The organism is Pseudovibrio denitrificans JCM 12308, assembly GCF_001310815.1.
Lineage (GTDB): Bacteria > Pseudomonadota > Alphaproteobacteria > Rhizobiales > Stappiaceae > Pseudovibrio > Pseudovibrio denitrificans.
This window is the reverse complement of the sequence record NZ_BAZK01000011.1, coordinates 59,280-82,576: the sequence shown is the minus strand read 5'-3', so window position 1 is coordinate 82,576 and position 23,297 is coordinate 59,280. Positions and strand designations below refer to the sequence as shown.

The 23,297-nt window shown below is 51.9% G+C and carries 20 protein-coding genes and 2 pseudogenes; 12 read left to right on the top strand and 10 right to left on the bottom strand.

The window, feature by feature from the left end:
- Nucleotides 1-7 precede the first annotated feature (7 nt).
- Both JCM12308_RS32375 and JCM12308_RS32370 read right to left on the bottom strand, forming a co-directional pair.
- Nucleotides 8-667, bottom strand: a complete 660-nt coding sequence (locus JCM12308_RS32375) for a pyridoxal-phosphate dependent enzyme (protein WP_280138390.1) — start codon at nucleotides 665-667, stop codon at nucleotides 8-10.
- An 86-nt stretch (nucleotides 668-753) separates the two neighbouring features.
- Nucleotides 754-909: pseudogene (locus JCM12308_RS32370) on the bottom strand (PLP-dependent cysteine synthase family protein); the annotation flags it as partial.
- A gap of 23 nt (nucleotides 910-932) precedes the next feature.
- Between JCM12308_RS32370 and JCM12308_RS32365 the strand changes: the two are divergent.
- Nucleotides 933-1,076, top strand: a complete 144-nt coding sequence (locus JCM12308_RS32365) for a hypothetical protein (RefSeq protein WP_280138389.1) — start codon at nucleotides 933-935, stop codon at nucleotides 1,074-1,076.
- A 218-nt stretch (nucleotides 1,077-1,294) separates the two neighbouring features.
- On the opposite strand, the gene JCM12308_RS15990 is transcribed toward JCM12308_RS32365, so the two are convergent.
- Nucleotides 1,295-1,924 carry a MarC family protein gene (locus tag JCM12308_RS15990; protein WP_208609044.1) on the bottom strand — a complete coding sequence of 210 codons (630 nt, stop codon included), beginning with the start codon at nucleotides 1,922-1,924 and terminating at the stop codon, nucleotides 1,295-1,297.
- A 121-nt stretch (nucleotides 1,925-2,045) separates the two neighbouring features.
- Entirely contained in the window at nucleotides 2,046-2,168 is a 123-nt protein-coding gene (locus JCM12308_RS33045) for a helix-turn-helix domain-containing protein (RefSeq protein WP_373282378.1), read from the bottom strand.
- A gap of 861 nt (nucleotides 2,169-3,029) precedes the next feature.
- On the opposite strand from JCM12308_RS33045, the gene yddG reads away from it, so the two are divergent.
- The gene (gene yddG, locus JCM12308_RS15980) at nucleotides 3,030-3,920 is read left to right on the top strand and encodes an aromatic amino acid exporter YddG (protein ID WP_054784427.1); all 891 of its coding nucleotides are present in this window, start codon (nucleotides 3,030-3,032) and stop codon (nucleotides 3,918-3,920) included.
- Here yddG and JCM12308_RS15975 read toward each other — a convergent pair.
- Nucleotides 3,917-5,257, bottom strand: coding sequence for an MATE family efflux transporter (locus JCM12308_RS15975; RefSeq protein WP_083417051.1), 1,341 nt, complete (start codon nucleotides 5,255-5,257; stop codon nucleotides 3,917-3,919). The two genes, yddG and JCM12308_RS15975, sit on opposite strands and share 4 nt — an antisense overlap.
- Nucleotides 5,258-5,450: 193 nt before the next feature.
- Between JCM12308_RS15975 and JCM12308_RS15970 the strand changes: the two genes are divergently transcribed.
- Nucleotides 5,451-6,230: a nucleotidyltransferase domain-containing protein gene (locus JCM12308_RS15970; RefSeq protein WP_208609043.1), complete on the top strand. Its 780-nt coding sequence runs from the start codon at nucleotides 5,451-5,453 to the stop codon at nucleotides 6,228-6,230.
- A 53-nt stretch (nucleotides 6,231-6,283) separates the two neighbouring features.
- Here JCM12308_RS15970 and JCM12308_RS15965 read toward each other — a convergent pair whose 3' ends face one another.
- The gene (locus JCM12308_RS15965) at nucleotides 6,284-6,745 is read right to left on the bottom strand and encodes a nucleoside deaminase (protein ID WP_373282376.1); all 462 of its coding nucleotides are present in this window, start codon (nucleotides 6,743-6,745) and stop codon (nucleotides 6,284-6,286) included.
- A 514-nt stretch (nucleotides 6,746-7,259) separates the two neighbouring features.
- On the opposite strand from JCM12308_RS15965, the gene JCM12308_RS15960 reads away from it, so the two are divergent.
- The 4 genes from JCM12308_RS15960 (at nucleotide 7,260) to JCM12308_RS15945 (ending at nucleotide 13,312) form a co-directional block, all read left to right on the top strand.
- Complete coding sequence (locus tag JCM12308_RS15960; RefSeq protein ID WP_164845329.1) at nucleotides 7,260-8,312, top strand: leucine-rich repeat domain-containing protein; 1,053 nt, start codon at nucleotides 7,260-7,262, stop codon at nucleotides 8,310-8,312.
- A gap of 430 nt (nucleotides 8,313-8,742) precedes the next feature.
- Complete coding sequence (locus JCM12308_RS15955; RefSeq protein ID WP_054784423.1) at nucleotides 8,743-10,584, top strand: pseudouridine synthase; 1,842 nt, start codon at nucleotides 8,743-8,745, stop codon at nucleotides 10,582-10,584.
- Nucleotides 10,581-11,141 carry a 16S rRNA (guanine(966)-N(2))-methyltransferase RsmD gene (gene rsmD, locus JCM12308_RS15950; protein WP_037037985.1) on the top strand — a complete coding sequence of 187 codons (561 nt, stop codon included), beginning with the start codon at nucleotides 10,581-10,583 and terminating at the stop codon, nucleotides 11,139-11,141. The genes JCM12308_RS15955 and rsmD overlap by 4 nt, the downstream gene beginning before the upstream one ends.
- Before the next feature lie 869 nt (nucleotides 11,142-12,010).
- Complete coding sequence (locus JCM12308_RS15945) at nucleotides 12,011-13,312, top strand: porin (RefSeq protein ID WP_008552090.1); 1,302 nt, start codon at nucleotides 12,011-12,013, stop codon at nucleotides 13,310-13,312.
- A gap of 100 nt (nucleotides 13,313-13,412) precedes the next feature.
- Here JCM12308_RS15945 and mutL read toward each other — a convergent pair.
- A pseudogene (gene mutL, locus JCM12308_RS15940) lies at nucleotides 13,413-15,373 on the bottom strand (DNA mismatch repair endonuclease MutL).
- Between the two features lie 234 nt (nucleotides 15,374-15,607).
- Here mutL and JCM12308_RS15935 point away from each other — a divergent pair.
- Entirely contained in the window at nucleotides 15,608-16,462 is an 855-nt protein-coding gene (locus tag JCM12308_RS15935; protein WP_054784422.1) for a TIGR01459 family HAD-type hydrolase, read from the top strand.
- A 94-nt stretch (nucleotides 16,463-16,556) separates the two neighbouring features.
- Here the strand turns inward: JCM12308_RS15935 and JCM12308_RS15930 are convergent, their stop codons facing one another.
- Both JCM12308_RS15930 and JCM12308_RS15925 read right to left on the bottom strand, forming a co-directional pair.
- The gene (locus JCM12308_RS15930) at nucleotides 16,557-17,231 is read right to left on the bottom strand and encodes a protein phosphatase CheZ (protein ID WP_014284269.1); all 675 of its coding nucleotides are present in this window, start codon (nucleotides 17,229-17,231) and stop codon (nucleotides 16,557-16,559) included.
- Nucleotides 17,232-17,409: 178 nt separating this feature from the next.
- The gene (locus tag JCM12308_RS15925) at nucleotides 17,410-17,793 is read right to left on the bottom strand and encodes a response regulator (RefSeq protein WP_008552155.1); all 384 of its coding nucleotides are present in this window, start codon (nucleotides 17,791-17,793) and stop codon (nucleotides 17,410-17,412) included.
- Nucleotides 17,794-18,073: 280 nt separating this feature from the next.
- On the opposite strand from JCM12308_RS15925, the gene JCM12308_RS15920 reads away from it, so the two are divergent.
- The 4 genes from JCM12308_RS15920 (at nucleotide 18,074) to JCM12308_RS15905 (ending at nucleotide 21,855) form a co-directional block, all read left to right on the top strand.
- On the top strand, nucleotides 18,074-18,520 hold the full coding sequence (locus JCM12308_RS15920; protein WP_037037988.1) for a MaoC family dehydratase: 447 nt from the start codon (nucleotides 18,074-18,076) through the stop codon (nucleotides 18,518-18,520).
- Between the two features lie 233 nt (nucleotides 18,521-18,753).
- Entirely contained in the window at nucleotides 18,754-19,755 is a 1,002-nt protein-coding gene (locus tag JCM12308_RS15915) for a bifunctional riboflavin kinase/FAD synthetase (protein ID WP_054784421.1), read from the top strand.
- 24 nt (nucleotides 19,756-19,779) lie between these two features.
- Nucleotides 19,780-20,679 carry a DMT family transporter gene (locus tag JCM12308_RS15910; protein WP_208978639.1) on the top strand — a complete coding sequence of 300 codons (900 nt, stop codon included), beginning with the start codon at nucleotides 19,780-19,782 and terminating at the stop codon, nucleotides 20,677-20,679.
- 201 nt (nucleotides 20,680-20,880) lie between these two features.
- Nucleotides 20,881-21,855 carry a DMT family transporter gene (locus JCM12308_RS15905; RefSeq protein ID WP_054784420.1) on the top strand — a complete coding sequence of 325 codons (975 nt, stop codon included), beginning with the start codon at nucleotides 20,881-20,883 and terminating at the stop codon, nucleotides 21,853-21,855.
- Between the two features lie 220 nt (nucleotides 21,856-22,075).
- Here JCM12308_RS15905 and JCM12308_RS15900 read toward each other — a convergent pair whose 3' ends face one another.
- The gene (locus JCM12308_RS15900) at nucleotides 22,076-22,771 is read right to left on the bottom strand and encodes a hypothetical protein (RefSeq protein ID WP_054784419.1); all 696 of its coding nucleotides are present in this window, start codon (nucleotides 22,769-22,771) and stop codon (nucleotides 22,076-22,078) included.
- Nucleotides 22,772-23,297: the final 526 nt, after the last annotated feature.

The following is a 23,297-nucleotide window of genomic DNA, read 5'->3' as shown; positions in this document are numbered from 1 at the left end:
TCCCTCACTAGATACCATCGATTTCGGCGAAGTCGATGAGTTTGTGCATGTAGGGGAGCAGGTCGAGGTTTTTGCTGACGACCCAGTCGTCGTTGTAGAGTGTATCCAGATAGCGCTCGCCGCTGTCGCAGATGAGGGTGACGATGGAGCCTTCCTGATCGTTTTCCATCATCTCCTTGGCTAGAGCCAGAGCACCATAAAGGTTGGTGCCTGTTGAGCCGCCGCATTTGCGCAGGATAACCCCTTCCAGCCATCTGATGGTGGCGATGCTGGCTGCATCGGGGATGTCGATCATTCTGTCGATGACATCTGGCATGAAGGAGGGTTCTACCCTTGGTCTGCCGATCCCTTCTATGAGGGAGGGTTTGTTACGGACAATTTGGGGATCGCGGTTGCGGTAGTACTCATGAAAGACTGAGTTTTCAGGATCAACCACACAGAGCTGTGTCTTGGAATAGTCCTCTGTATGGAGGCGGATGTAGCGGCCAATGGTTGCCGATGTGCCGCCAGTTCCGGCACTCATGACGATCCATTTGGGAGCGGGGAAGCGCTCCAGCTCCATTTGTGAGAACAGGCTCTGGGCGATGTTATTATTGCCGCGCCAATCGGTTGCACGCTCGGCGTAGGTAAACTGATCCACGTAATGTCCGCCAAGTTCTTTCGCCAATCGTTCCGCCTCACTGTAGATCTGATAGGCTCAACAAGATGCACCTCACCGCCCAACGCCTCGATCTCACGGATTTTGCCAGTGGCGGTGGCTTTGGGCGCTATGGCAATGAAGGGATTGCCGATGAGGCGGGCGAAATAGGCCTCCGAGATTGCTGTGGAACCGGAGGAGGATTCCACGATGGGCATACCTTCCCTGATCCAGCCATTACAGATGCCATAAAGGATGAGTGAGCGGGCCAACCGATGTTTGAGGCTGCCGCTGGGTGGGTGCTTTCATCCTTGAGGTAGAGATCAATGCCCGCCTTGGTGAGTTTGGGAATGTTCAGCTTGATCAGATGTGTATCAGCCGAGCGATTGTAATCCGCCTCAATGTTTTTGATGGCCTGCAGCGCCCACGCCCGGCCTGAGGGGTTCCGATGATTTTTGTGGCTGCTGAACTCCAGCATGGAAGCACCTGATCTGTTGTTTTAGAGGCGGATGGTGCCTCGTTGGATCAAGTATAGCTTCTGTACTCTTTGCCGGATGGACCGATCCCTGCTGTGCGAAACAGAGGGTAAAGCTTGTGGCGAAAATCATTGGTTTTCAGAGGGGAAAGGCTCAATTAGGTGAGCCTTTCCGCTGGCGATTAGCTCGCCAATGCGGGGATCATGCCTTTGACGCCATCGGCGAGCATGCCCATGGCAATTGCAGCAAGCACCATACCCATGAGGCGGGTGACAACACCCATGCCGGACTCGCCCAGTTTGTTGGCGATTGGTTTGGAGACGGAGAACAAAAAGCCGGTGAAGAGTGCGAGGCCAACGGCTGCGATGGAGAGATCAATCTTGGCCCAGATGCCGGAATGACGCTCAGCGGCGACGATGGCTGTTGCGATAGCGCCCGGCCCGGCAACGATTGGGATGGCCAGTGGCACAACGGCGATGTGGTTCTGCTCTGCTGCGGAGGCGGCTTCCTGCGGGGTCTGGCGGTGGCTGTTATCGCTACGCAGCATGGAAAGCGCGATCAGTAGCACGATTACGCCACCCGCAGCGCGCAGCTCGTGCACGGTGATGCCGAAGAACTTGAGGAGGATGCCGCCGGTCCAGGTGACAGTGAGGAGTGTCAGCGCGATGGCGCCAGCGCAGGTCCATGCAATGCGGCGGGCGGTGGCAGCGTCTCGATCCGCTGTCATGCCTGCGAAGACGCCGGTGTTTCCGATGGGGTTCATCATGGAGAACAGCGCTGCGACATAGGTGATCAGAGCAGTTTCAGTCATCAGATGCTTTCTGTTGTTGGCTTTGCACGCAGTGGTGATACTGAAGAAAGCATGCAACATACTGATCGCACCTAAGGGTGACAACTTAAAGGGCTGTAATGATTGAGTGTTCTGGTGGAGATTAGTTATGGCGCGTCAGGGAGGCGCGGTACTGGGCTCTGTACTGAGATGGCGTCAGGCCGAAGTGCTTTTTGAAGATGTTGGTGAAAGACGACGCGTTCTCGTAGCCAACCTCATAGGCGATGGAAGCATGGTCTGGTTGGAGGATCGCAGCAGACCCAGCGCTTTATTCAGGCGCATCTCCAGTTGTACCTGCTTAGGGGACTTGCCGAACGAGGCTTTGAAGTTCTTTTGCAGACTGCTGACTGAGAAGCCCTCTTCTTTCGCAAGCTCGGAGATTTTGACGGGCGCGGGCAGCTGGTCCTTCACGCTCATCAGGCGGGTGCTGGTCATGCTTTGGTTGGCAAGATCGGTGCCCTGCCCGGTTGCCAGCTCAAGGGCCGTGTTGAGAATGGTGGATGCGCCGGTTGCGTCTGTGGCGAATGTGTCCGTCAGGGAGGCGACGAAGTTGAGGTACTTGAGCGCGAGCGGTGACAGTTCCAGATGACTGTCATTGGCATTGCGGAAGAACTGGGTGATGGCAGCTTTGTCGCTGACGTCGATGATAAGAAAGCGGCTGCCGGAGGTGGTTTCGCTGTCGTGCAGGGTTTCCGGCGCGATGAGGCCGACGGAGCCGACCTTCAGCTCTTTGAACTGGCCGCCAATCTCGATGTCCATCTCGCCCTGCAACGGAATAACAGCCTGCGCAAACGCGTGGCGGTGCCCGAGTTCCAGCCGGTTGTATTCGCGGATTACAGCTTGAAACGACATCTTTTCCTTCCGGGTCTCAACTTTCTTATCTGAGCGTACTAAGCCTGTTGATGGCTAAGGGATACAGCGTAGGCGCACAAATCTCAAAAAGAAAATCTATTTCCTGTTTTGCCTAATTCCAATAAGCAGGAAATGGGGCAAGATCTGGCCTGCTTTGCTGAGAAGCCTCGGCATGGCGGTGATGGCGTGCGAAAGGTGCGGCGCCAGACCATTGTTATCTAAGCGGACTATTTGCATGTTACAGAACCACTCAGCGAGCAAGACCAGCGCTGCGACGATGATCGGGAGCATCTCCATTGTTTTGTGGGGCACCCTTGCGGTGTTGACCAAGCTGACGGGAGATCAGTTCCCGCCGTTTCAGCTGCTGGCTATGACCTTCACCGTTGCAACGCTCACGCTCTCTGGCAAGCTGCTCAGTGGGAAGGCTGATTTGCGATCTGCGTTCAAGCTGCCTTTGTCCGGTTGGTTGCTCGGAGTTGGTGGATTGTTTGGTTTCCATGCGCTTTACTTCGTGGCCCTGCAGAACGCGCCAGCGGTTGAGGCCGGGTTGATCGCTTACATCTGGCCGCTGCTCATCGTGCTGTTTTCTGCGCTGTTGCCAGGGGAAACCATCACGCGGTGGCATATTTCTGGTGCGCTTGTGGCGTTGGCTGGATACTGGGTGTTGCTTGGGTGGAAAGATACCGCAGGCAACTTGCAGTGGGAGTATCTCATTGGCTATCTGGCCGCTGCGGGCTGTGCGCTTATCTGGTCTAGCTATTCCGTGCTGAGCCGGCTGATCAAGAACACCTCTTCGGATGCGGTGATCGGCTATTGTGCGCTGACCGCTGCGTTTGGCTGGCTCTCGCATTTTCTCTGGGAGACCACGGCTGTTCCCGCTGACCCGCTGCAGATCATTGCCGTTCTCGGCCTCGGCTTGGGGCCTGTTGGTGTTGCTTTTTATACTTGGGATTTTGGTGTGAAACACGGCAACGTTCAGCTGCTCGGCGTGCTTGCCTACGGCGCCCCGCTGATCTCGACGCTGCTGTTGATCCTGTTTGGTGAAGGCACTCTGGAGGCCAACGTGATTATCGCCGCATTGGCGATTGCAGGAGGTTCCTTGATTGCAGCAAAGAGGGTGGCTTAAGCCTGCAACTTTCCCGGTGTCCTCTGCCAGAATAGATACAAACATATGGTTAGGCTCATGATTTCAGCCAATGGCAGTGCGAGGATGACCATTCCACCGTCAAATAGCATATGAAAAACAATCATGAATATCACTGGGAACACTAGGGATCGTGACAAGGCAACAATGGCTGCCCGAGATGCACTCTGGATGGCAACGAAATAGCAGGAAAGGGTGATATTGATGCCATTGAAAATGAAGATGGGCCACAAGTAGTTGGAGAACTCTTCTGTCAGATCAACAACCATCATTGACGCCATGTTCAGAAAGACCGTGCTGATGAACACAGGGAACAGAAGAATGAAGATTGCAAGTCCTCCACCAACCAAGAGGTTTGCAGACAACGCATAGAAGAGGAAGATTTTAATTCGGTCGTAGCGATGAGCGCCCAGATTTATCGAGATGAGCGGGCCCAGAGCCTCCCCAAATCCATAGAAGATCATGATGGACAGGAAAACCAGATAGTTCAGCATTCCAAACGCGACGATACTGTCAGTGCCCAGCTCCAAGATCAAAATCCAATTGCTTACAAAGACAATCACACCCGTAGAAATCTCGTTTATGAATTCGGCAAGTCCGGTGTAAGCAGCGCGCAACATGACACGCCATTTCCCATCAGGACGGAGCAAGCGCATAATCCCTGCTCCTCTGAACAGGTGCGGTAGTAACACAAGCACCACCACCACCTGAGAGCTTCCTGTCGCGATAGCAGCACCTGTTACGCCCATCTCAAGTTCAGCAACGAGTACATGATCAAGTGGCACGTTAAGCGCTGTCCCTAAAACGATTGCCAGCAGCACCAGAGCAGGCCGCCCATCAATCCGCCCAAAGGTGGTAAGAACGATGGCACACCCTATGAGCGGAAATGCCCAGGCAAACACTTTCAGATAATCTGCGATGTAATCTGATGCTTCAGGATCGAATGCGATCAGTTCAACAATATCTTTGATAAAGACGAGAATAAGAACAGTCAGCGCAAACCCAAGGAGAATGGTCGTCAGCAAGGTCTTGATAAAGACCTGACAAGCGGCTTCCTCTTTACCCTCTCCAACGTACTTGCCGGTGATGACAGATGCGCCGACAGCTATCATCAACATGAGACCATAGATGGCAGTAATGATTGGAAGGGAGAAATTTACGGCTTCAAGCGCATGAGGGCCAACATAGTTTCCCAAGAAGTAGGCATCAACAATTTCAGCGATCGCCAATGCCAGTAAACTGAACGTCGACGGGATCGCATAAAGCAGAAACTGCCTGAGCGGTGCACCCGTTAGGACCTGTTTTTGGCTGACTAGCATAAATTCTTAGACCATGACGCGTTCACCATCATTTTGGGAAGTTTACGTCACAGGCGCTAAGCGATGCATAACAACGGAGGTAAAGCCGATGTTACTTTTTAAAGAATTAGATGCCGTTATTTCGGGCGTTTGCTGATAGCATGTTTGAGTTATCTTCTCATTGCATATAAAGCTCGACCAACTCCGGGAAAGCATGGAAGCAACCGCATCACACCTTAAGCCAATTGGGCGGCTTTCCTGGGCTGACGAGCATGGAGTATTGCCGCACATTGGGAGAGCTCCAGAAGAGCCGTTGTTTTCTGAGCTTTCTCAGTTTGCGGAAAAGCTCAAGCTAGAGCTTGGGGAACGCTTTCATTGTCTGGCAGTTCGAGGATCAGCGTCCCGAGGTACCTTCGTTAAAGGGGCTTCTGACATCGATCTGATTGTCTTCACTCGTGGTCCTGCTTTGCAAACCTTGTCTCCAGAGCACTGGATTACTCAAGCAATCGACATTGATCTTGAATGGTTTGAGCCCAAGGACTTCCTGCAATCTTCCAGATTCCAGTGGCTCAAGTTTTCACTCAGCTACTCTGGCTATTGCTTTGGGCCTCAAAACCTTCTTGCGGAGTTACCAGCTCCAACGCTCGGCTCTCATGCGATTGCTCATTTGCATCGCGTAGATCGGTGGGCAAAGGCTTGGCCGACACACCTTGCCGACGCGAAGACAGATGGTGAGCGGAAACGGGTCTGTAGTTGGCTAATGAAACGTATTGTCCGCTCGCTCTTTGAAGCAGAAATGCTGAGAAGGAACGCCTACTCCCGAGACATCTACCCATGTGCAAAGATCGCCTCTGAGGCGTTTCTTTTTCTTGCACCTATGATTTGGCGTGCAGCTGAACTTGCTGTGGCGCCAACCTCAGAACTATCTCTCATCAGGGAAGTCGCAGATTGCCTGCTTCCTGAACTCTTAAATCTTCAGTCACGCCTTAGGTGAGACATAGAGCACGTACACTCCGAAATCTCTCAATTGCCACTGCCCCTCACCACTCAATCCCGCTTGCCCTGAAAGAACGTCTTCAGCATGGCGGCGGAGTCGGTTTCGGCTAGGCCGGAGTAGACGTCAGGGGTGTGGTGGCAGGTTGGGGAGGAGTAGAAGCGGACGCCGTGGTCTACACCGCCGCCTTTTGCATCCCCTGCTCCATAATAGAGCCTGCGGATGCGGGCGAAGGAGATCGCAGCTGCGCACATTGGGCATGGTTCCAGCGTGACGTAAAGATCGCAGCCCTCCAGACGCTGGGAGTTCAGCTGCTTGCCAGCTTCACGGATGGCCAGCACCTCGGCATGGGCGGTTGGGTCATTCAGCTCCAGCGTGCGGTTGCCTGCAGCGGAAAGCACCTCGCCATCTTTGACCACAACACAGCCGATGGGCACTTCCCCTCGTGCTTCTGCCGCGCGGGCTTCGTCCAGTGCCATGTCCATAAAGGTTGAGTTCAATGTGGGCGTCTTCATGTGCGCCAAGCTAGTGCTATTTGCAGAAAAGGGGAAGCTGGTTTGCGGACAAAGATATGCAAAACAAGAGATAAAACAGCTCCTCCTGACTTGCCTGAGCAAGAGTTTCTTCTACTCTGAATGCTAAAGTGCCCTCATTTATGAAAGTGATCAAAGAGCCCATACCGCTCAATGCTGCGCTCTGGATGCATGACCGCATTCAGCTACATTGGCGATTTTCTTTGGACCTTGTTGTCGCCGCATTGAGTTCACATTTTCGCCACAAAGCGCTGCAAAATTGAAAAAGTGGAAGTTTCGTAGGTGCGCTTCAATATAGTCTGCCAGCTCGAAATCACACATTCTCTTTGCTTGAAGGATACGTGCGATGAGGCTGTTGGTTCATTGTATTTTGTGGACTATGCTGATTGCGCACCAAGCCGTCGCGCAATCGGATAATTGTGTTCAGATAGGGTCCCAATGCCAAAAGCGCACAGATCATAGTCTGATCATACGAAAAGCAGCCGATCTTGCGGATTTGAGCGCAGTCGCAGATGCGCCATGGATCAGACTTCTGTCCATTTCCGGTCGTGAAAGCACAGAGAATCAAATTGATCTCAGCGTCATTGCGCACCTCACGCAACTCGAACGGTTGGATTTGACAGATCTTGGGGCCTTTGATGCGTCGGGAATCCAAAATGAGTCCCTGACGTCGCTGTCTATCCGAAACGGTCGGCCCCTGAGTTATGACTTCGCAGCATCGCTTGAGAAGCTACAAACTCTTCAAATCAACAATGCAATAGATTCGATTTCTGAACTTCCCCTCAACAAATTGGGGGCTCTTGAACAGCTTTCGATCATCAATTCGGGTGTATCGTCGCTCGAAGGCATAGAAGCATTGCAAAACCTTGAGGCGATTGCACTTACTAACAATCCCGTGCGTGATCTTGGCCCCCTTGCGCAGCTGAAGTTGCGACGTGTCACACTTGTCAGCAATCAGATAACGGACCTTTCGCCACTTGCCCGAAGCACAGAAATCACACATCTCCGTATTGGTGGTCCGAGCATTGCCAGTCTAAATGGCCTGCGGCTTGGTCCATCTTTGGTTCATTTTGATGGCTCAAAAAGTGGCCTCCGTGACATCTCGGCGTTGGCCCCGGCAACAAACGTGAAACGGGTGCTGCTTGAACAGGCAAACGTTACAAATGTCGCGGCACTTCGGGGCAAATTCCGGCTTGAGCAAATTGACCTGCGCAAAAACCCGATCTCAGATCTCTCTCCATTGGTTGACCTGCCAAACCTGACAGTTCTTGACCTGAGCGATACAATGGTCTTTGATCTTGCACCCTTACGACACCTCAAAAGCGTTAAAAGTGTGAGCCTTTCGCGCATACCTGCCGAGGACATAAGCCCGCTTGTCGGTATGATCCGCGTTGAGGGGTTGTGGTTGAATGATACTTTGGCTTCAGACCTATCTCCGCTTCTGGAGATGCCTTCGTTGGACACCTTTGTCGTGGACGATCAAAAGATGTTAACCAAGGACAACCTACCAACCTACATGGAAACGCGGCTCAAGCCGAAAAAGGAATAGACCTTTTGCGGTATGCTGAAGAGAGCAGCCAAGGCTGAAGCGAAAGACCGTTCCGTCCCGCGTTTAAGCCCTCGCCATATTAGACTTCATTACTCTCCTACAGGTACGCTGTAGCCCAACAAAAGCAGAAAAAAGTTCGCGAGTCTGCTTTTGCCCCTTTGCCAACGGGCTCTGCTTAGGTTATGACCGTTTTCAGAGTATGTTTGCGTCCCGAAAACATCCACGCAGCACGCTCCGACTTCTTTTTTTGAGCGAATTCCTGTCTTCTGATTGAACCAATCAAACGGAATGCGCTTTGACGACATTCGAATATTGTGTGGCATCTGACAGACTGCTGGGCAGCCAAGGCGGTGACGCCTATGCGAGCTCATCCAGTGTATCTGTACAGAGTGTAGAAAGTTAAAGGCCCCGGTTCGCCGGGCAAGAGCCAATGAAAAACAGCGGTAACCCCCCCAAAAGCTCCCCCCGCAAATCCGGCGAGCAGACCAAGAAATCCTCCGGCAAAAAGAAACAGGAACAGACAGTAACCGTTACTGGTGAGCGTATCGCCAAGGCGATGGCACGTGCTGGCCTGTGTTCACGCCGTGAAGCAGAAACATGGATTGAAGCCGGCCGCGTGAGCGTGAACGGCAATGTGCTGGACACACCAGCTTTTACCGTGACCCAAAAAGACAAGGTGTACGTGGATGGCAAACCTCTGCCAACCCGTGAGCGCACCCGTCTGTGGCTCTTCCATAAACCTCGGGGCACTGTCACCACCAACAAAGACCCTGAAGGTCGCAAGACTGTTTTTGACATTCTGCCAAAAGACATGCCACGCGTTGTGACTGTTGGCCGTCTGGACATCAACACTGAAGGCCTTTTGCTGCTGACCAATGACGGCGGCCTTTCCCGCGTGATTGAACTGCCTGCAACCGGCTGGCTGCGCCGCTACCGCGTGCGCGCGTTTGGTAAGGTGACTCAAGAGCAGCTGGATGCCCTGAAAGATGGTGTTGCCATTGACGGTGTTCTGTACGGCGCTATTGAAGCGACGCTGGACACTGAAAAAGGTGACAACGTTTGGCTGACCATTGGCCTGCGTGAAGGCAAGAACCGCGAAGTGAAGCGCATTCTTGAACATCTGGACCTTTCCGTTAACCGTCTGATCCGCATCTCCTTCGGTCCGTTCCAGCTGGGCGACCTTGGAGAAGGTGAGCTGCAGGAGATCCGTGGCCGTGTGCTGCGTGACCAGCTGGGCGAGCGCCTGGTTTCTGAAGCTGACCTTGATTTTGATGCGCCAATCATCAACCAGATGGATGCACGCACCAGCAAAAAAGCCGAGATGAAGAAGAAAAAGAAATCTTCTGGTGGTGCTGGTGGCGGCTGGATCAGCGCGAAAGATGCGGCGGCTGTTCTTGCCAAGCACAACAAGAAGCCGATGCGCCATGGCGAAGACAAGCGCGATGGTGACGGTGAAAGTTCTGAGCGCAACCCATTTGGTGACCGTAAACGCGTTGGCGTGAAGCCAACCTTCGGCGACCGGAAATCCTTTGGTGATCGTGATGGCGGCGAGCGTAAGTCGTTCGGCGATCGCGGTGAGCGCAAATCCTTTGGCGACCGCGACCGTGGAGATCGTAAACCGTTTGGCGATCGTGACCGCAAGGCGGGCCCTTCCCGCTATGGCAGCAATGAACGCGGTGGCGACAGCAAGCCACGCCGCGTGTTCAGCGCTGACGGCACTGTAGACACCTACACACCTTCCTTCGAGGATGGCGACAACCGTCGTAACGACGAGAAGCGTAAGCCAGAAGAGCGCCGCTTCGGCACCCGCACCAAGCGTGGTGGTTTCGATCTGGCACATGGTGGCACCAAGCGTTCAGCTGAAGATGCGCCAAGCCGTGAAGATCGTCGCGGTGGCCGCTTCAACCCGGCAGAAAACGCGAAGTACACCGGTGATACTGGCCCAACTGAGGGCGAGCGCCGCTTCTCCAATCGTCGCTCCCGCGATGATGCTCCATCTGATGAAAAACGCGGCGGCTTTAACAAAGGCCCACGCGGTGGTCGTGATGGTGAGAAGCGCGGCTTTGGCAAAGGCCCTCGTGAGGGTGGCCGCGATGGCGATAAGCGTGGCTTCAGCAAAGGCCCTCGTGAGGGTGGCCGTGATGGCGACAAGCGCGGCTTCAGCAAAGGCCCTCGTTCTGGCAAGAGCTTTGGCGGAGATAAAGGACGTGGTGGTCGCCCAGGCGGTGATCGTGGCGCGCCTCGCGGACATAAAGGTGGCAGAAACTCGTGAGAATTGTTGCTGGACGATTTCGGGGAACAGCGCTCGCTACACCCAAGACGCAGAATACGCGGCCAACCACTGACCGGATGAGAGAGACCATCTTTAATGTGCTCGCTCATGCCTATGGCAATCCGGTTCAGGATGCCCGTGTGCTGGACCTGTTTGCAGGCACTGGTGCTCTGGGTCTGGAAGCGATGAGCCGTGGCGGCAAATACTGCGTGTTCGTTGAAGATGCCGTGGAGCCGCGCGGTCTGATCCGCCGGAATGTGGAGACCACCGGTCTGATGGGCGCCACGAAGATCCTGCGCCGCGATGCGACTTCTCTGGGACATGCCGGCACCATGATGCCGTTTGATCTGGTGTTTTTGGATCCACCCTACCGGCAGGAGCTGGGCGAAAAGGCTCTGGCAAGTGCCGCAGCCGGTGGCTGGCTCAATGAAGGCGCGCTGTGCATCTGGGAAGAAGATGCGAGCGTTTCGCCGGTGATCCCTGATGGGTTCGAGGGACTGGACGTGCGCCACGCCGGTGACAGCCAGATCCTGATTGTGCGGTACGTGGGGCTGTAGAGCCACCTTTCGGCATGCGGTTCCGGTAAGAGGTTTGGGATTGAGCTTGAAGCGGAGATTCTGAGCCTGTTGCGGAGTTGGACGTGAGCACGGTGCGTGCTCGTTCAGACCGCCCTTATATATAAAGAGTAGTAGAAGGCCTTCCCGACGTGGTTTCGGGAGGGCCTTTTTGTTTGGGCTGGGTGGTGTGGCGCGGAGTGAAGCTTCACGGTGATGGGTGGATTGTTGGGGCGCAGCTGAGTGAGGTGGCGGCGGAGGATATCTGACACGGGTGTCGAGGTGGTTTTGGGCGGTGGCAGTTGGGGTAGTTATCCTCGCGGAATGGTTGGGGCCGAGATCTCCGGGATTTGAGGGGATCGGGTTCACAGTTCACATAGCAATGCGTCACACCTCAAAAGAACGCAGAATTCTCCAAACCAACGCAAAACACGAATACTTGTCATTACTATCACTATACTTATAAGGGAAAGCCTGAATTTTCCAGATTTGGCGCTCAGCGAGTCTTTGATTCGAATGACGCAGATTGCATATAAAAAGACCAAGGAATCTGCGAAACAAACTTTTAATAAACAATAACAAGCACTTAATTCACGGAGATCGACCCCGATTTCATCTTTGTTACATCTACCTAGTTTTGGATAAAAGCGTTGCAGGAATGAAACAGCGGTTTCGATTACTTTGATAACTCTAGGTTATTTTTAGAGTTATTATTGCATCGATAAGGATGTGCTGGCATCAATTGCTGCAGGGAATTCGCGTACACAAAAATAAAATCAGTTTTGCTTAGGCAGCATTTGGGCCGCCTTAAGTAGTTTTGTCAATTAACCTTGTTTGAGGAGTGGGTTTCAACCCGATTTAGGAGTCGAATTATGCGCCACTTTACAACTAGCGCCGCAGCAGCGCTTATGATGAGTGCCACTCCGGTCCTTGCAGCCGATCTTCCCGTTGCGCCGGAGCCCGTAGAATACGTCCAGATCTGTGACGCCTACGGTACTGGATATTTTTATATTCCAGGCACTGATACCTGTTTGAGAATTCGCGGTCGTGTTCGTGCTGAATACCGCTTCAACAACTTTGGAGCTGGCCCAAGCGACTGGTCCGAGCGGACAAGAAATTCAACCTCCACTCGTGCACGTGGTTACCTCCGCATGGACGCACGGACTCAAACAGAATACGGTCTGCTTCGCGCTTACATCGATTTGTTCGGAACAGTTGATACTCCTGGCTTTATTCAGGATGACAGCTCTGTTCCTAACGTGAACAACCCAGTCGGCTCGTTTGGGGTTGAGCAGGACAACACTGTAATGACGCTTGATTACGCGTTCGTGCAGTTTGGTGGCATGACCATTGGTCGCGCACAGTCCTTCTATGACTTCTGGACCGGTTATGCATATGGTGCGATCACCACCGTAGCATACTCTGACCAAAACCTCTGGCTTGCCGGTTACACATTTGACCTTGGCAATGGCCTTTCAACCAGCTGGTCTGTAGAAGACAGAACCGCTCGCCAGCAGAACCTCTTTACTGGTGAGTATCTTAACTCTACAGGATTTAACCAGGGCTACGGCGGCATGCGCTTCCCAGACTTGGTTGCAAACATCCGTTTGGACCAAGGTTGGGGTTCTGCCCAGATCATGGGTGCTCTGACAGAAGTTCGCTATCTTGAATCTTATCCTTCTGGCCTTCTCGGTTGGGCCGTCGGTGGTGGTGTAGAATTTAATCTACCATTCTTCACCAATTATCTCTCTGGCTTCCAGGGTGTGGTTCAGGCAACCTTCTCTCAAGGTGCACTCGGTTACGTAAACAGTGACTGGCAGAACGTCATCTGGGATGCAACTTCCCTTACAGATGGTGAAGACGGTATCGCTACCGGTTGGTCCATTGCTTGGGGTTTCCAGGCAGACTTCTCACCTGAATGGAACGCAGCTATCCAGGCTTCCTTCGCCAACGCTCGCTCTAAGTTCCTTTGGAACCAGAACCAGTGGGATGTTGTCGGTAAGATCGGCTGGACACCAGTTAGCGGCTTCGAAATCGGTACAGAAGTTGCTTACCGTAACGTTGGATTGGGTGACCTGTATCCAGACACAACCGTTAACGGCGGTAACCCAACTCGTCCGCTAGGTCAGCAGGATATCATTTCTATCCTACTCCGTGTTCAAAGGGACTTCTGAGGCCACATGTCAGAACCCATCGATTACTTAGCGTAGTCGAGAATACGAACTGGAAGGGGCGGATCATTGATCCGCCCCTTCTGGTTTTTTGGTTGTGAATTCAATGACGCCCAAAGAGGCGTTCGATGTCGTGAAGCTTTAGCTCAATCCATGTTGGGCGGCCGTGGTTGCACTGGCCGGACTTTGGTGTCGCTTCCATGTCTCTGAGCAGATTGTCCATCTCTTCAGGGCGCATGCGGCGGCCTGCTCTGATCGAACCGTGACATGCCATCGTTGCAGCAACCAGATCCAGCTTTTCTCTGATGCGTGTTGAACTGTCGTACTCAGCAAAGTCATCCGCTAGATCCTGCACCAAAGCTTTGATATTCAACCGCTTCAGCATGGAAGGCGTTTCTCTGACAGCGATTGCTCCAGGACCAAAACGTTCCAGGACGAGCCCCACTTCTTCCAGTTCAGAAGCTCGCTCTTCCAGACGGGCGACGTCATCTTCCGGGAGATCGACAATCTCAGGGATCAAAAGCATTTGCCTTGGGACATCCCGTTTTGCGAGGTCTTCTTTGAGCTGTTCGTAGACAAGGCGTTCATGTGCGGCGTGCTGATCCACGATTACGAGACCGTCTTTCGTCTGCGATACGATGTAGGTTTCGTGGATTTGTGCTCGTGCTGCTCCAAGTGGGAAGCTTTCTCTATCTTCTGGCAGTTCATGCGCATGTGCGCGTGAATCTGCTGATGGCGCATCGACGAGATTATAGGCTTGATGTCCTTGTACAGCTGCAGAATCTTGCCCCATGGATGGCACTGGCGAAGCTGTGTAAGGTGCTGTTGCCTCCATCAGGCCCAGTTGTGTTTCCTGAATTCCTGCTTCAGGTATATCTGCAGCGCTCCAGACAGAGGAGGAGCTTTCTTCAGGGCGATAGGCTGATTGTTGCCAGGAGTAGTTTTGTGCTGCTTCTCCGTGACCTTGTTGGGTATGAGCAGATGCGCCTGAGTGAACGTTGAAACCCGTCCCCTGCCCCATTGGGCGGATGGCATTGATAGCAGATTGTGTGTTTGCCGTAGATGCGCGGAAACCAGACTGAACAAACGCGTTCTTAAGTGCGCCAATCAGTAATCCACGAACGAGTTGTCCGTCACGGAAACGCACGTCTGCTTTTGCGGGGTGTACGTTCACGTCTACCTGATGCGGATCTAGGTCGATGTTCAGCACAACGATAGGATGACGGTCTCTTGAGAGAACGTCTGAGTATGCGGCTTTAAGTGAACCGAGTAGGAGCTTATCACGCACAGGGCGGCCATTTACGAAGAAGAATTGGTGCTGAGAGTTGGCGCGATGGAATGTAGGGAGGCCAGCATATCCATAAAGATGTACCCCTTCCCTCAAAGCTCGATTTCCATTGCGTTCTTTGTGAACTCTGCGCCGAGGATTTGGCCGATACGCGCAAGGTCTGCATCATCGCCAGTGCACGCCGGCAGTTCAAGCTGCCTGCGATCAGAGCCAGAAAGGGTGAAGCGGATGGTTGGATTTGCAAGCGCGATACGTTTGATGATTTCGGTAATCGCTGTGGCTTCAGCGCGGTCTGATTTCAGGAACTTCAGGCGAGCCGGAACAGAGAAGAAGATATCTTTGACTTCAACACGTGTCCCTGCATTCAAAGCTGCTGGTTCGACTTCGCTGTTCTGGCCACCTTCTACTTCAATTTTCCAGGCATGTGGTTCCGATGCATGGCGGGTTGTGATTTCCAATCTGGAGATCGCGCCAATGGATGGCAGCGCTTCTCCGCGAAAGCCCATGGTTCGGATATCCATGAGGTCATCTTCAGGCAGCTTGGATGTGCAGTGACGGCGGACAGCGAGTTGCAAGTCTTCCTTGGTCATACCTGCACCATTGTCGGTTATGCGCAACAGGCTCTTGCCGCCAGTCGCAGTTACGATTTCGATGCGCGTTGCACCAGCATCAACCGCATTTTCAACCAGCTCTTTGACGACGCTTGCAGGCCGCTCGATTACTTCACCCGCGGCAATTCTGTTGATCGTCGTATCGCTAAGTTGTCTTACCGCCATAACCGCTCCGTTGTTCAATTGCCCTGCTTTTATCACCGAAAACCCGCCGAGTTTCGGGAGTGCATTTATATGGCGCATCCGATCTGCATTTGTGACAGCGATTTGCGCCCATAATGATACAGGGTGAGCAGTGATAGTAACTACTTGTCGTCGCCAGCTGCTCAGGTTATGAGGATTTGGCTCAAGTCTGCTCTTTTTTCAAGAGACTATCAAACTTCCTCCAAGAGAACATCCATGCAGCAACACTCCCCCATCACTGGCCTTAGCCAGATAGCAGATCAGTTTAACGGTATTCTATGTGATGTCTGGGGTGTTTTACATAATGGGATAAGCGCTTTCCCAGCTGCGATTGAGGCTCTTGAGACTTACAAAACAAACTACAACAGACCCGTGGTGCTGATTACAAATGCACCGCGGCCAGCCAACGAGATTGAAGAGCATCTTCGTAGTTTGGGAGTACCACGTTCTTGCTACGACTCGATTGTCTCATCCGGGGATGTGGTTCAGGCCGACTTGAGGGCGATTGATCATGCCAAGGTCTATCATATCGGCCCAAAGAAGAATCACAGCCTGTTTCATGGTGTTAGTTTTGACTTTGTAGAGCCGAAAGAGGCTGACATTATCGTCTGCTCTGGTTTGAATGACCGCCGCGTAGAAGAACCGGAGGACTACCGTTCTCATTTTGAAGACTTGCTGAAGCTGGATCTCACTCTGATTTGCGCTAATCCGGATATTGTGGCCGAGCAAGGTGATAAGCTGGTTTGGTGCGGTGGTGCACTGGCGAAGCTTTATGAAGAGATGGGTGGACGTGTGGTTATCACCGGCAAACCATTTCATCCGATTTACGACATGGCCCGCGCTGAGCTCAATGCTCATGCGGGTAAACCGCTTGAAACCCGTGAGATACTCGCGATTGGTGATGGGCTCCCCACAGACATCAAGGGTGCAAATGCGCAGGGCATCAGTGCTTTGTTTCTGACTGACGGCATTCATGCGGCTGATCTTGAAGGAAATTCAGAAGCTGTGGTGAAGATGCTCGAGGCTGAAGGCATGCAGGTACATAGCTTTATGGGCCGCCTGAACTGGTAATAAAAAAGCAGTTTGCACCTTGTTCAGGACAAGCAAACTGCTTTTGTCTTTTATATCTGCGGCCCATGTCTGCAGGCAAACCTATCGCGTTTGATCAGGCGAACAGTTTGTCGATGTCGTCCTGCTGCACGTCGCCGAGCATTGCGTCGATCTCATCCTGAGAGACACCCTCGCCTTTGTGCTGAGGGCCGTGAAGGATCAGCTCACGTTTGCGGCGTTCTTCATCAGTCTCTTCGCCCTGATGTTCCGCCTGAGCTTCCTGCTCAAGACGCAAACGCTCAACGAAGTTAGAGACGCGCTCGTCAATCGTGTTCAGTGTGCTGACAACTTTGGAAATACGCTGTCCGGTGATGTCCTGAAATGCGCAGGCCTGGAAAATCTCCATCACCTGATTGTTGACCGTGTCCTGGTAAGCTTCGGTGTCTTCCGGATCAGCAGCCATAATGGCTTCAGCAGCTTCCATGATGGAATGTGTTGCCTCTTCTGTTGAGGAAACAATCGCATCCAGCTCCCGGCCAGCCTCAGGGATATGGTTATCCCTCATATCTGCGACGCGAAGTTTACTGATTTCGGCTTTCATCCGCGCGATTTCTTCGCCGATTTCTGCCAGTTCCATGGTCACTGCAGGTTGGATGTGTTCAATGATGTCCCCCATTGAACCTGTCATAACCTCAGCCAGCCCCATAACGTCAGTTAATGTGACTTCGCTAGACTTCTCACGGCTTTCTTCCAGAAAATCGATGAGTTGCTGAATATCAATTTTGGTCAAAACTACACTTTCCCTTTATTTGAGTAGGGAACGTCTCCTCCAGCAGACGAAATGTCTGCCAGGCCGGAGCTCTACCCGACCTTGTAACCGGTCAGTTGGGTGCACGAAAGGGTTGGGGCGCAATCGATATGGCGTCCTCACCCCAGCCCAAATTCTTCAATGTGCGCGCAATGCAAAATTAGTCAGCGAAAACCGCTTCGATTTTGCCTTTAAGAGTTTGCGCGTTAAACGGCTTAACGATGTAGTTGTTAACCCCTGCCTTCTTCGCAGCGATCACGTTTTCCGTTTTAGACTCAGCTGTAACCATGATGAATGGCGTCTTACACAGAGCCGCATCCTGTCTGACCTGCTTCAGCAGCTCATAGCCAGTCATAGGTTCCATGTTCCAATCCGAGATGACCAGGCCATAACGGCGCTGCTTCATTTTCTCGTAGGCCTCAGTGCCATCAGCCGCATCATCGATGTCCGTAAAGCCAAGTTGCTTCAACAAGTTCCGAATGATTCGAATCATGGTCTTATAATCATCGACAACCAAAATTGGCATCTGAAGATCAAGGGCCATGTACAACTCCATATTCTCAAGAGGCTGTCGTTGCCTCTCTGCTATACTCACGGCGACCACGACATTTTTAGGTCACACTGGACGCAGGTGTCCTTCCAATAAAAGGGGTCCCCACCAATTCAACTTTCGCGAAACTAACCGCCCTACGTTATAGTTAGGTTAATTTCTCCAATACGATTTCAATAATGCTAAAAGCCTAATTGTTTTTTAGAGGTCCGCTTACTAGCGTTTCTGCGCGTTTTACCGGCAATATTGCCTGTGGTTAATCCGAGGAAACACTATGCTCAGCCTTCGTCCGCTTGCTTATGAAGACCTATCAGTCGGCATGACCGAAGTATTCGTTAAGCACGTCAGCTCTCAAGACATCGTAGGATTCGCAGAGGTTTCCGGTGACAGAAACCCTATCCATTTGTCGGAGCATTTTGCAGCAAAGACCCCTTTTAAAACTCGTATCGCGCACGGTCTTTACACCGCGAGCCTTATCTCAGCCGTACTTGGAACGCGATTACCGGGCCCAGGTGCAATTTATTTGTCTCAATCTTTAAATTTTCGCGCGCCTGTGTATATCGGCGACGATATTGAGGTTCGCGTGAGCGTTGCGGAGCTGATTGACAAAGGCTGCAGAGCCCGCCTGGACTGCAAGTGTCTTGTGGATGGGAAGGTGGTTCTGGAAGGGGAAGCTATGGTGAAAGTCCCTGCTCGCGCTGATATGGATATTCCGCTTTAAGCCGAAATTCCTGCGAAGAACTTGCAGTTTCTTGTGTCCGGCCCGTCAAACCTTATCTGAAGAGCTTGACGGGGCGGGCTTCTCACGGCACCGTCTCGCAAAATTCTGGAAATTTGGAGTATGTTGCGCGCTAGGCTTTTGTGCAGCAAACTCTAAATCTTTATTTTCACGCGTATTCTCATAGGAAAACCGGAGCCTCTTATCGGGATACGCTTTAGCGGGAAGTACAGTTCATGGGTGAGCCGATCAAGCAGGCGCATTCTTTTCAGCATATTACCGACCTTGCACAGTTTCCTGAAAAGCTGCGCGGCGGTGTTGTTGCGATCGGAAATTTTGATGGTGTGCATCGTGGACACCGGGCTGTACTTGATCTGGCACGTGATGAAGCAGCAAAGCGCGGTGTTCCTGCACTTGCCATGACGTTTGAGCCGCATCCGCGTACTTTCTTCCGCCCTGAGCAACCTGTGTTTCGTCTGACTCCGAGCCATATCAAGGCAGAAATCCTTGAGGCAGAGCATCTGGATGGTGTGATCGAACTGCCTTTCACCAAAGAGTTCGCCAGCATGGCAGCTGAGGATTTTGTGAAGGATATTCTGGTGGATCGCCTTGGGATCTCCCAGAGCATCACCGGCTATGACTTCCATTTTGGTAAAGGTCGTCAGGGAACACCTGAGTTTTTGCGCGAAGCAGGCGAGGCTCATGGGTTTGCTGTGACTATTGTTGGGGCTGAAGGTGATGAAGGTGGTGAGGTGATTTCCTCCAGCCGTATTCGCGCAGCTCTTGGTGAAGGTGATCTGGCGGTTGCCAATGGTCTGCTGGGCTATCGCTATTTTGTTGAAGCGACTGTTCAGCATGGTGAAAAGCGTGGTCGTGAGCTGGGCTACCCGACTGCAAATTTGAAGCTTGCTGACAACTGTGAGCTGAAAGAAGGCGTTTACGCTGTTCAGATCAAGATTGACGGCGAGATGCATGACGGCGTTGCCAGCTTTGGGCGTCGACCGACCTTTGATGACGGAGCACCGCTGCTTGAAGTGCATGTGTTTGATTATAGTGGCAACCTTTATGAAAAGCTCGTCACCGTTTGCTTCATCGGGTTTATCCGTCCTGAACTTAAATTTGACGGTATTGACGGCTTAATTGCGCAGATGGATCAGGATAGTGCGGAAGCGCGGGCGATGATTGCTTCGATGCGACCACTTTCTCATCTGGACCAAATGCTCAACACCGACGGATAATCTTACTCTTTAGAAAGACCTAGTATGACATCAGCGGCTACGCGGGCTGGCGCTGCCAGCTCTGACAATGTGTTGCACGGCGTGCTGTTGATGATGTTCGGGTTGCTCATCCTTTCGAGCACTGATGGCGTGGTGAAGTATCTTTCTGAGTTTTTCTCACCTTTAACCGTCGCCTTCTTCCGCTTTGCTGTGCAGCTTGTCATTATTCTGGCGATTGCCCCTTTTCAGAAACGGAGCTGGCGCAGTCTGCTGCAGGAAACCACCCTGCCCCTGTTCTGCCGAGGCCTTTTGCTAGCCGTTGGATCGGTGTTCATCGTCTTTGGACTGAAGTACCTGCCACTTACTGATGCGACTGCGATCTTCTTTGTGCAACCGGTTATTCTGGTGGTTTTGTCTGCGGTGTTCCTGAAAGAGAAAGTTGGCGCTAAGCGGTGGTTGGCGGTGTTGATTGGGTTTGCCGGTGTGCTCGTCATCATGCGGCCGGGGACTGGTGTGTTCCAACCAGCAAGTCTGCTTATCCTAGCGGCGGCGTTTACATTTGCCTGCTATCTGATGTTAACGCGTAAGCTCTCCGGACAAGCCTCTCAGCTGGCCATTCAGTTCGCAACTGGCTTTGCGGGCAGCCTGTTCATCCTGCCGATTATCTTTTACGCATGGCTGACTGGCTTTGGCGGCGATCTGGTGATTGCTGATCAGGAAGCAGATTTCACACTCCCGACCATTTTACTACTCTGCCTTGGTGGGACGGGCCTGTTTGCGCACGTGTTGCTGGTCAAGGCTTTTGAAAGAGCCCCGCTTCTGTTCTGGCGCCTATCAACTACGTGGAAATTATCTCTGCAACCACAATCGGTTATCTGGTCTTCAACGAGATTCCGGATGAGTTTGTCTGGGTTGGCGTCGGGATGCTCGTCTGCAGTGGGTTGATACTGGCGAATGCGGAGCGAAAACCATCACCCTCATAATGTTGAGTGGCGGAACAGATACTCTTTAGATAACTGCACTGAATAGACTTTGACGAATACTTTCTTTTTCTTGCGCTAAAGAATAGCTGGTGCGTCAATATAGGCCCTTACCCTGATCGCTGGCTTTGATATGTCAGCGTATCCCCCATTTTCCGAGAGCAACATGACAACAACAACCGCCTCGACAGACAGTCATAGTTCCAATGCCGGGCTGCATGGCATCCTGTTTATGGTCGCCGGTATGTCTCTGGCACCGCTTATGGATGGTACTGCCAAGTATCTGAGCAGTTTTATCTCTCCGGTTGAGGTATCACTTGGCCGTTTTCTTTGTCAGGCGCTGATTGTTCTTCTGATCGCTGTTTTCATGGGGCGCTCGTTTGGTTCGCTGATGAAAGAAGTGAACCGCATTCAGCTGATCCGCGGTGCATGTCTGGCGATCTGTTCGATCTTCTTCTTCAGCTCTCTTAAATACATGCCGCTGGCAGATGCCATCGCGATCTTCTTTGTGCAGCCGATGATCCTGACAGTGCTTTCTGCCGTGGTGCTTAAAGAGAAAGTGGGAGTTCGCAGGTGGTCAGCGGTTGTTGTCGGCATGGTGGGCGCGCTTATCATCATTCGCCCAGGCTCCAGTGCTTTGGGCTGGCCTTCCCTATTGCCGCTGGCAGCAGCGACTTCGTTTGCAGCCTACCTTGTTTTAACGCGCAAGCTTTCTGGCAGTGCGTCCCTGCTTGGCATTCAGTTTGCGACTGGCGTGGCTGGTGTTTTGACGCTGACCCCACTGGTGGTTATTGCAAGTCTGTTTGGGTTTGAGGCAGCCGCCTGGACCACACCGGATCTTACTCATCTGCCTCTATTTGTGCTGATGGGCATTATCTCCTTCGCCTCACATGGCTGCATTGTGCTCGCCTTTGACCGCGCACCGGCCTCCGTGCTTGCACCGCTGAGTTATACGGAGATCATCAGCGCGACCATCGTTGGCTTTGTGCTGTTTGGCGATGTTCCAGACATGTTTGTCTGGCTGGGTGTTGCGCTTATCGCAAGCGGCGGGCTTTACATTGCGCACCGTGAGCGGACAGCAGCAAAGCGTCAGACGGAGAGTGAGGAGCTGGTCGACAGTTCCCCAAAACGCCATTATTGACGCGGAGCTATCACGTTAACCTGAGTTCGATCGCAAAAGCTTTGCTTTAGATGCTATTCAGGCATTGGCCATTACCGCTCACTTCCACTTTGGAAAACTGTTGAGGCGATCTTGCAGATGTTGTTTGCGCCTCATCGGTTGCGGGGCTGCGATGAAGAAGTTACAGGCTGTTGTCAGACGATAAAACTTGGTTCAAGCCTAATGTGACAACGCCAGCTGGCTAACACTCAGATGCAACATAATTGCTTTCTTCCCAAAGCTGAATTCCGCAACTGTATTTTGTCACGTAGTTTGCAATGATCACGGCCTCACCACGTTCTTCCGCAGAACCGCTGGCATCAATGTACCATGTCCAAAACAGCAAGGGTTTTGCATAAGTGAAAATGCTAACACTAAAACCGAGAGGTTTGCCGTCACCACTGAGACAACCCGTTATATTGACATTGGAGCTGTAACTAAAAGATTTTATATTTTGCTGGCTATGCTCACAGTACTGATCAAATATCTCGCTCTCTTCTTCAAAATAAGGTCCAGAGATACAGTTATCCTCGCCACACTTTTCTATTTTAAAGACAGCTTCTTTATTTCGATTCAAAATTTTACCAAAAGACAATAGAGCATAATCAGAGAACATTCTGTTTTCTAAGAAAAAATCTAAATATTCATCCCTGCTTTTTTGAATAAAAATCCATTCAAACTCCATATTATTAAAGGAGGAGTCATATCGTATTGCATTAGATACGGTGTTATTTTTTATATCTTGATGATAGGCCAGCGCATACTGAGAGGCATACTCAACTACATCCTGTTTATGCTGATAGAACTTGTAATAGTTAAATATGTAAAAAAACGTCACAAGCATAAAGGCAAGGGATACAGTCAGTAATATTATGTCGCCTTGTTTTATTTTTGGCATTTCTCAATTATCCATCATCAAATGAAGTGGAACTTATCGGCTTTTCATGGTGCTGTCACGTTAACCAGAGTTTGATCGCAAAACCCTTGTTTCAAGACCAACTCAAACGCTGCTCACCGCATCTTACTTCCACTTGGCAAAACCATTGAGGCGATGCTTACGGATGTTGTTTCCATCATTGTTAGTCAGGCGTGGCGAAGATACTGCGCATAACAGAAAAGCCGCCGAAAAGTCGTCACTACAACTGCATATCTTCATCCCAAAACCAGTTTTCACTTTTCGTGATACACTCCGGCGCATCAGCTTCGGCCTTCAGGAAAATTACTCTTGGTCTTGAGAATATTGAGCTTTGTTGTTAGAGGCTCTTTATTCCTTACATAAGCGCTGCTAAAAGCACTCATTATGTTAGCCAAGTTTGAAGATAACAGGACTGCTCCTTTGACCTCTTTCAAGGTGTGCCAATTTCGAATTATTGGCCCGGCCTTCAGCTGAGACGCCCGCTGGCGCCCTGAAGTACCGGGAGACC